General features: G+C 63.7%; 8 protein-coding genes. 5 read left to right on the top strand and 3 right to left on the bottom strand.

Features of this window, described 5'->3' with window-relative positions; all coding sequences use genetic code 11:
* Positions 1 to 57: 57 nt before the first annotated feature.
* From PSTU_RS0112535 to PSTU_RS0112525, 3 genes are read right to left on the bottom strand one after another with little or no spacing between them, the layout of a single operon-like run.
* Positions 58 to 1509, bottom strand: coding sequence for an NAD(P)(+) transhydrogenase (Re/Si-specific) subunit beta (locus PSTU_RS0112535; RefSeq protein ID WP_019341377.1), 1452 nt, complete (start codon positions 1507 to 1509; stop codon positions 58 to 60).
* On the bottom strand, positions 1506 to 1826 hold the full coding sequence (locus tag PSTU_RS0112530; protein ID WP_014851051.1) for an NAD(P) transhydrogenase subunit alpha: 321 nt from the start codon (positions 1824 to 1826) through the stop codon (positions 1506 to 1508). The genes PSTU_RS0112535 and PSTU_RS0112530 overlap by 4 nt, the downstream gene beginning before the upstream one ends.
* Positions 1827 to 1840: 14 nt before the next feature.
* Positions 1841 to 2962: a Re/Si-specific NAD(P)(+) transhydrogenase subunit alpha gene (locus PSTU_RS0112525; RefSeq protein ID WP_019341376.1), complete on the bottom strand. Its 1122-nt coding sequence runs from the start codon at positions 2960 to 2962 to the stop codon at positions 1841 to 1843.
* A gap of 524 nt (positions 2963 to 3486) precedes the next feature.
* Here PSTU_RS0112525 and gspE point away from each other — a divergent pair.
* The 5 genes from gspE to gspI form a co-directional block, all read left to right on the top strand.
* Positions 3487 to 5001, top strand: a complete 1515-nt coding sequence (gene gspE / locus PSTU_RS0112520) for a type II secretion system ATPase GspE (protein WP_019341375.1) — start codon at positions 3487 to 3489, stop codon at positions 4999 to 5001.
* A gap of 406 nt (positions 5002 to 5407) precedes the next feature.
* Positions 5408 to 6622, top strand: coding sequence for a GspF family T2SS innner membrane protein variant XcpS (xcpS, locus tag PSTU_RS0112515; protein ID WP_019341374.1), 1215 nt, complete (start codon positions 5408 to 5410; stop codon positions 6620 to 6622).
* A gap of 5 nt (positions 6623 to 6627) precedes the next feature.
* Positions 6628 to 7062, top strand: coding sequence for a type II secretion system major pseudopilin GspG (gene gspG / locus PSTU_RS0112510; protein WP_019341373.1), 435 nt, complete (start codon positions 6628 to 6630; stop codon positions 7060 to 7062).
* Positions 7063 to 7065: 3 nt separating this feature from the next.
* On the top strand, positions 7066 to 7641 hold the full coding sequence (gspH, locus tag PSTU_RS0112505) for a type II secretion system minor pseudopilin GspH (protein ID WP_019341372.1): 576 nt from the start codon (positions 7066 to 7068) through the stop codon (positions 7639 to 7641).
* A partial coding sequence (gene gspI / locus PSTU_RS0112500; RefSeq protein WP_019341371.1) for a type II secretion system minor pseudopilin GspI occupies positions 7638 to 7911 on the top strand: 274 nt, incomplete at its 3' end. The genes gspH and gspI, both read left to right, overlap by 4 nt.

Here is a 7911-nt window from a genome sequence, read left to right as displayed (position 1 = left end):
AAAAAACAAACCCCCTCGCGGCAGCGCCGCGAGGGGTTCTGGTGTAGCAGCTGTCGCTTATTCCACGGCCTTGACCATGTCCTCGACGACCTTCTTGGCATCGCCGAAGACCATCATGGTCTTGTCCATGTAGAACAGTTCGTTATCCAGACCGGCGTAGCCGCTGGCCATGGAGCGCTTGTTGACGATGACCGTCTTGGCCTTGTAAGCCTCGAGGATCGGCATGCCGGCGATGGGCGACTTGGGATCGTTCTTCGCCGCCGGGTTGACCACGTCGTTGGCGCCGAGCACCAGCACCACGTCGGCCTGGCCGAACTCGGAGTTGATGTCTTCCATCTCGAACACCTGCTCGTAAGGCACTTCGGCCTCGGCCAGCAGCACGTTCATGTGGCCGGGCATACGACCGGCGACCGGGTGGATCGCATACTTCACGGTCACGCCCATATGAGTCAGCTTTTCAGCCAGCTCGTTTAGCGCGTGCTGCGCGCGCGCCACCGCCAGGCCGTAGCCAGGGACGATGATCACGGTGTCGGCGTTCGACAGCAGGAAGGCAGCGTCATCGCTGGAGCCGGATTTGACCGGGCGCTGTTCCTTGCTACCCGCAGCTGGGCCTGCATCGGCGTCGCCACCGAAGCCGCCGAGGATGACGTTGAAGAACGAACGGTTCATCGCCTTGCACATGATGTACGAGAGGATCGCGCCGCTCGAACCCACCAGGGAACCGGCGATGATCAGCATCGAGTTGTTCAGCGAGAAGCCGATACCGGCCGCTGCCCAGCCCGAGTAGCTGTTGAGCATCGATACAACCACCGGCATGTCGGCGCCGCCGATGGGGATGATGATCAGCACGCCGATCACGAAAGCCAGCGCCACCAGGATCATGAACGCGGTGAAGTTGCCGCTGAAGGTGTAGATCAGGCCCAGCACCAGAATTGCCACGCCGACGGCGAGGTTGATCTTGTGCTGGTTGGCGAACACCACCGGCGCGCCCTGAAACAGGCGGAACTTGTACTTGCCCGACAGCTTGCCGAAGGCGATCACCGAACCGGAGAAGGTGATGGCGCCGATGGCTGCACCGAGGAACAGCTCCAGGCGGTTACCGGCCGGGATCGGATAACCGATGGCCTGGACGATGCCCAGCGATTGCGGCTCGAGCACGGCGGCGATGGCGATGAACACCGCGGCCAGGCCGATCATGCTGTGCATGAAGGCGACCAACTCGGGCATCTTGGTCATCTCGACGCGCTTGGCCATCAGCGTACCGATGCTGCCGCCGATCAACAGGCCAAGGATGATGAAGCCCAGGCCGCCCCAGGGGCTGGCGCTCTCAGCCAACTGTGAGCCGAGCTTGAACACCAGAAACACCGTGGTGACCACAGCGATGCCCATGCCGATCATGCCGAACAGGTTGCCTCGGCGTGAGGTGGTGGGGTGCGACAGGCCTTTGAGGGCCTGAATGAAACTCACCGAAGCGATGAGATAGAGCAGGGTGATCAGGTTCATGCTCATGGCTTGGACTCCGCCTTAGCGCCTGCGCGCTCCTTCTTCTTGAACATTTCCAGCATGCGACGGGTGACCAGGAAGCCACCGAACACGTTGACCGCGGCCAGGGTCACGGCCAGGGTGCCCATTAGCTTGCCCATCGGCGTGACAGTCAGCGCGGCAGCGAGCATGGCGCCGACGATGACGATCGCCGAGATGGCGTTGGTGACCGCCATCAGCGGGGTGTGCAGCGCCGGGGTGACGTTCCAGACCACGTGGTAGCCGACGTAGATCGCCAGCACGAAGATGATCAGGTTGTAGATGCCATCAGATATCAGGTCCATTCGTTCGGGCTCCCTTAACCGTTGGTGCGCACGACCTGGCCGTCACGGCACATCAGGCACGCGGCGACGATGTCGTCTTCGAGATTGAGCTGGAACTTGGCTTCGCCATCGATCACCAGCTTGAGGAAGTCCAGCAGGTTGCGGGCGTATAGCGCCGAGGCATCCGCCGGCACGAGGGTCGCCAGGTTGGTGTAGCCAACCAGGGTCACGCCGTGCTTGACCACCACCTGATCGGCTTCGGTCAATGGACAGTTACCGCCCTGAGAGGCGGCGAGGTCGATCACCACCGAGCCGGGCTTCATCTGCTGCACGGTTTCTTCCTGCAGCAATGTCGGCGCCTTGCGGCCCGGAATCAGCGCAGTGGTGATGATGATGTCGGCCTGCTTGGCGCGTTCGTGTACTGCCTGCGCCTGACGCGCCATCCAACTGGCCGGCATTGGCCGGGCATAGCCGCCGACGCCTTCGGCGCACTCGCGTTCTTCATCGGTCTCGCAGGGCACGTCGACGAACTTGGCGCCGAGCGACTCGATCTGCTCCTTCACCGCCGGACGTACGTCCGAGGCTTCGATGACCGCGCCCAGGCGCTTGGCCGTGGCAATGGCCTGCAGACCGGCTACACCGGCACCGAGGATCAGCACCCGTGCGGCTTTCACCGTACCGGCGGCGGTCATTAGCATCGGCATGAAGCGCGGGTACTGGTTGGCAGCGACCATCACCGCCTTGTAGCCGGCGATGTTGGCCTGGGAGGAGAGCACGTCGAGGCTTTGCGCGCGCGAGGTGCGCGGCGCGGCTTCCAGGGCGAAGGCGGTGATGCCGCGTTCGGCCATGCGTGCGATGTTGTCGTTGTCGAAGGGATTGAGCATGCCGACCAGAACCGTACCGGGCGCGATCTGCGCCAGTTCGGTCTCGCTCGGTGCGTTCACCTTCAGCAGGATCTCTGCTGCGAACGCCGCAGCGGCATCGGCGATGGTTGCGCCTGCCGCTTCGAAGGCACTGTCCGGAATACTGGCCTGTACGCCAGCTCCGCTCTGCACCGTCACCCGATGCCCTTGCCCGATCAACTTCTTGATGGTTTCCGGTGTCGCGGCAACGCGCGTTTCACCGGGCCTGGTTTCGAGAGGAACACCAATGTGCATTGTTCTTGTTCTCCTGCTTGATCGTAACCAGCAGGCTGCCCGGCCACCCGGACAATCGCACCACTGGCGTTACTTTTCGCCCGGCCGCTGGAATGACGGTCGAGCGTGGATCGGCTACGGCCCTCGCACCGCGGCTTGAAGCCTGGTGCGGCGCGGCATTCTGCAAGGGCTGAAAAAATCAAACAACTGTTTTAATCAGAACGCGAAGCTATCGCTTCGTTCGTGACGTGACCGTTAGGTTGCTTTGTATCCTTGTAGGCTGCGTCAGTATTGGGTTCGACCTTCGTCTAAGGTTCCATGGCGGATTACGCGAGGCGCAATCATGAATGACCGGCCATAGACGCGGTATTCCTCTGCAGCCTTGGCTATATTCGACCTTGGTGCCGGTTTGCTGGCGGCCCCGTAGCGATACGGAAAAAACTGCCGAAGGTTTGCAATGTCATGCATTCCTTGTAGTCCAAAGCGGTTGGTCGCGCTGGCTTCAAGGCGACCTCCTTCGATTGAATGCCCCAGGAAAATTCAGGATGGCCGAACTGGACGTGAACGAGATAACCACGCTGCTGGACGAGCCGGCCCAGCGGCGGTTGCCTTTCGCCTTCGCCCGACGCCACGGCGTGATCCTGCTGGAGCGCCCGGAGGGTTTCCGTTTGTGCGCGCGCGAAGGCGCGCCGCTGACTGCGCTGCAGGAGGCGCAGCGCGTCGCTGGCGGCCCCTTGGCGATGCAGTGGCTGGCGCAGGACGAGTTCGAGCAGGCGCTCAGTGCGGCCTACCAGCACGACTCTTCGGCAGCGATGCTGATGGTCGAGGGCCTGGGCGACGAGATGGATCTGCACAGCCTGGCCGACCAGATCCAGGAAACCGAAGATCTGCTCGAACAGGAAGACGATGCGCCGATCATCCGCCTGATCAACGCCATCCTCGGCGAGGCGATCAAGGAAAACGCCTCGGATATCCATGTCGAAACCTTCGAGAAGCGCCTGGTGATCCGTTTCCGTATCGACGGCATCCTGCGCGAGGTGGTGCAGCCCAAACGCGAACTGGCAGCTCTGCTGGTGTCGCGGATCAAGGTCATGGCGCGGCTCGACATCGCTGAGAAGCGCATTCCTCAGGACGGCCGTATTTCTCTGCGGGTCGGCGGGCGCGAAGTCGATATACGCGTGTCGACCCTGCCTTCGGCCAACGGCGAACGGGTGGTGCTGCGTCTGCTCGACAAGCAGGCCGGGCGCCTGACCCTACGTCACCTGGGCATGAGCGAGCGCGACCGCCGGGTGATGGAGCAGGCGGTGCAGAAACCGCACGGCATCATCCTCGTCACCGGCCCGACCGGTTCGGGCAAGACCACCACGCTGTACGCCAGCCTGGTCACCCTCAACGACCGCACACGCAACATCCTCACCGTAGAGGACCCCATCGAATACAACCTCGAGGGCATCGGCCAGACCCAGGTCAATACCAAGGTCGACATGACCTTTGCCCGTGGGCTACGTGCCATCCTGCGTCAGGACCCCGACGTGGTGATGGTCGGCGAGATCCGTGACCAGGAAACCGCCGACATGGCCGTGCAGGCGTCGCTCACCGGTCACCTGGTGCTATCGACGCTGCACACCAACAGCGCCATCGGTGCGGTAACACGCCTGGTGGACATGGGCGTCGAGCCCTTCCTGATTTCATCGTCGCTGCTCGGCGTGCTGGCCCAACGCCTTGTCCGCGTGCTGTGTAATGACTGCAAGCGCGCCTATGTCGCCGATGAAGCCGAATGCGCGCTGTTCGGCCTCGACCCGAGCGAGGCACCCACGCTGTATCACGCCGAGGGCTGCGACGTCTGTCGCCAGCTGGGTTATCGCGGGCGGACCGGTATTTACGAATTGGTGATGTTCGACGACACCCTGCGCAGCATGATCCACACCCGCGCCGCCGAGCAGGACATGGTTCGCCATGCGCGCCGGCTGGGGCCGAGCATCCGCGATGACGGCCTGCGCAAGGTGCGTGAAGGCGTGACGACCATTGAAGAAGTATTGCGCGTGACGCGGGAGGAGTAACGGTGAAGGGTTTGCTTGGTTTCACCGACGAGCTCGCGGTCAAGACCGCTCCCACGGGTATGCGACGGAACGCTGGCTTCGAGGCGCTGGCCATGACGAATGCGCGCAGGCGCCTTGGGAGTGAGGTGCAGGCATCGCTCAGCGCAAGTGCGCGACTCGCGGTCAAGACCGCTCCCACAGGAGCGCGGCGGTGCGCTGGACTTGGGGCACCGGCCACGACGACTGCGTGCGGGCGGTTTGGGAGTGAGGTGCAGGCATCGCTCAGCGCAAGTGCGCGATTCGCGGTCAAGACCGCTCCCACGGGCCTGGGGCTCGAAGCGGGGGCGTTGTGCCGGCGGTGTGACAGGGCGTTGTGGGAGCGGTCTCGACCGCGAGCTTTTCACTGCCCTGGCACAGGCCCGCGCTGATGGCAGCGTTCGAATACATCGCGCTGGACCCGCGAGGGCGCGAGCAGAAGGGCCTGATCGAGGCAGACAGCCCGCGGCAGGCGCGTCAGCTGCTGCGCGAGAAGCAGTGGTCGCCACTGGAGGTCAAGCAGGCCAAGGCCAAGGAAGACAGCGGTGGCAGCGGCTTCGCCTTCGGGCGTGGGCTGTCGGCACGGGATCTGGCATTGGTGACCCGCCAGCTCGCCACGCTGGTACAGGCCGCGTTGCCCATCGAGGAGGCCCTGCGTGCCGCCGCGGCGCAATCGACGTCGCAGAAGATCAAATCGATGCTGTTGGCCGTGCGCGCGCGGGTGATGGAAGGCCACAGCCTGGCGGGATCACTGCGTGAATACCCGTCGGCGTTTCCCGAGCTGTATCGCGCGACCGTTGCGGCCGGTGAACACGCCGGCCATCTCGGGCTGGTGCTCGACCAACTGGCCGACTACACCGATCAGCGCCAGCAGTCGCGGCAGAAGATCCAGCTGGCGCTGCTGTATCCGGTGATTCTACTGGTGGCGTCGCTGGCCATCGTGGTACTGCTGCTGGGTTATGTGGTGCCGGATGTGGTGAAAGTGTTCGTCAATACAGGCCAAGAACTGCCGGCCCTGACCACCGGGCTGATCGCGGTGAGTGAAGTGGTGCAGCAATGGGGTTGGCTGATGCTTATCGGCATCGTGGCCGCCGCCTTGGCCATGCGGCAGGCGTTGCGTGATGAGAAGATCAAGCGCCGATGGCATGCCTTCATCCTTCGGATTCCGCTGGTGGGGCGGCTTGCGCGGGCGACCAACACCGCGCGTTTCGCCTCGACGCTGGCAATCCTCACGCGCAGCGGTGTGCCGCTGGTGGATGCGCTGGGGATCGCCGCGGCGGTAATCGCCAACCTGCGCATTCGTGACAAGGTCATCGAGGCGGCGCAGCGGGTGCGCGAGGGCGGCAGCCTGACCCGTGCGCTGGATGCCACCGGCGAGTTCCCGCCGATGATGCTGCACATGATCGCCAGCGGCGAGAAATCCGGCGAGCTCGACCAGATGCTCGCCCGCACCGCGCGCAACCAGGAAAACGACCTGGCCGCGCAAATCTCCCTGATGGTGGGTCTTTTCGAGCCCTTCATGCTGGTGTTCATGGGGGCTGTGGTATTGGTGATCGTCCTGGCGATCCTGCTGCCGATTCTTTCTCTCAATCAACTGGTGGGCTAGTAAGCATGACCTTGAACGAACGCAAACAGAGGGGCTTTACCCTCATCGAAATCATGGTGGTGGTGGTGATCCTCGGGATCCTCGCCGCGCTCGTGGTGCCGCAAGTGATGAACCGCCCGGACCAGGCCAAGGTGACCGTGGCCAAGGGCGACATCAAGGCGATCAGCGCCGCCCTCGACATGTACAAGCTGGACAACTACGCCTACCCCAGTACTCAGCAGGGCCTGGATGCGCTGGTGGAAAAGCCGGGTGGCAACCCGCAGCCGAAGAACTGGAACCGCGACGGCTACCTCAAGCGCGTGCCGAAAGACCCCTGGGGCAACGAGTACCAGTACCTGTCGCCGGGCACCCAGGGCCAGTTCGATTTGTATTCCTATGGCGCCGATGGCAAGCAGGGCGGGTCCGACCTCAACGCGGATATCGGTAACTGGGACCTCTGATCGATGCCCCAGGCGCGCCGGGACGGTGGCTTTACGCTGATCGAGCTGCTGGTGGTAATCGTCATCCTTGGCAGCCTGGTCGGGCTGGCCGTGCTGTCGACCGGCAACACCAGTTCATCGCGCGAGATTCGCGACGAAGCGCAACGCGTGGCGACCCTGATCAGCCTGATGGCCGACGAAGCCGTACTCGATAGCCGAGAATACGGCCTGCTGTTTGATCGGGACGGTTACCGGGTCATGCATTACGACGAGGCCGATGCGCGCTGGCTCGATGCGGGCAATCGTGAAGCGCACCAGGCACCTGAGTGGATGCGCCTGGAGCTGGAGCTGGATGGCACCCCGCTGGAGCTGGTGGCCCCGGTCAAACGCGAGGATGACCGGGCGGGTCTGTCCAATGACGAAGACCGTGAGCGACGGCGTACCCCTCGCGTGCAGCCGCAGCTGCTGATTCTTTCCAGTGGCGAGCTGTCTCCGTTCACCCTGACCCTGTCTGATCAGCGCCCCGGCGGGGGCCGCTGGACGGTGTCCAGCGATGGCTTTCGCATGCCGCTTGCCAAGCCTGTGGAGACACGCCGATGAGTCGCTGCCCGGCGCGATCACGCGGCTTCACCCTGCTTGAAGTACTGGTGGCACTGGCGATCTTCGCCATCGTCGCGGCGGTGGTACTGACCGCAGCCGGCCGCAGTGTGAATAACGCCGGGCGGCTGGAGGCGCTGACCCTGGCCAGCTGGATCGCCGACAACCGCCTCACCGAGCTGCAGCTGCAACAACCGGCACCGAATGTTGGCCGTGAAGATACCCGCTTAGCGTTCGGTGGCCGCCAGTGGCAGACCCTCAGCGAAGTGGAAA

Origin of the sequence: Stutzerimonas stutzeri SDM-LAC, from assembly GCF_000235745.1 — a bacterium.
Taxonomy (GTDB): domain Bacteria; phylum Pseudomonadota; class Gammaproteobacteria; order Pseudomonadales; family Pseudomonadaceae; genus Stutzerimonas; species Stutzerimonas stutzeri_H.
The sequence above is the reverse complement of the archived record's forward strand: the minus strand, read 5'-3'. Positions and strand labels throughout refer to the sequence as shown.

Coding starts and splice junctions, on each gene's coding strand:
- PSTU_RS0112535 (WP_019341377.1), bottom strand. CDS start 1,509: ATGAGCATGAACCTGATCACCCTGCTCTATCTCATCGCTTCGGTGAGT.
- PSTU_RS0112530 (WP_014851051.1), bottom strand. CDS start 1,826: ATGGACCTGATATCTGATGGCATCTACAACCTGATCATCTTCGTGCTG.
- PSTU_RS0112525 (WP_019341376.1), bottom strand. CDS start 2,962: ATGCACATTGGTGTTCCTCTCGAAACCAGGCCCGGTGAAACGCGCGTT.
- gspE (WP_019341375.1), top strand. CDS start 3,487: ATGGCCGAACTGGACGTGAACGAGATAACCACGCTGCTGGACGAGCCG.
- xcpS (WP_019341374.1), top strand. CDS start 5,408: ATGGCAGCGTTCGAATACATCGCGCTGGACCCGCGAGGGCGCGAGCAG.
- gspG (WP_019341373.1), top strand. CDS start 6,628: ATGACCTTGAACGAACGCAAACAGAGGGGCTTTACCCTCATCGAAATC.
- gspH (WP_019341372.1), top strand. CDS start 7,066: ATGCCCCAGGCGCGCCGGGACGGTGGCTTTACGCTGATCGAGCTGCTG.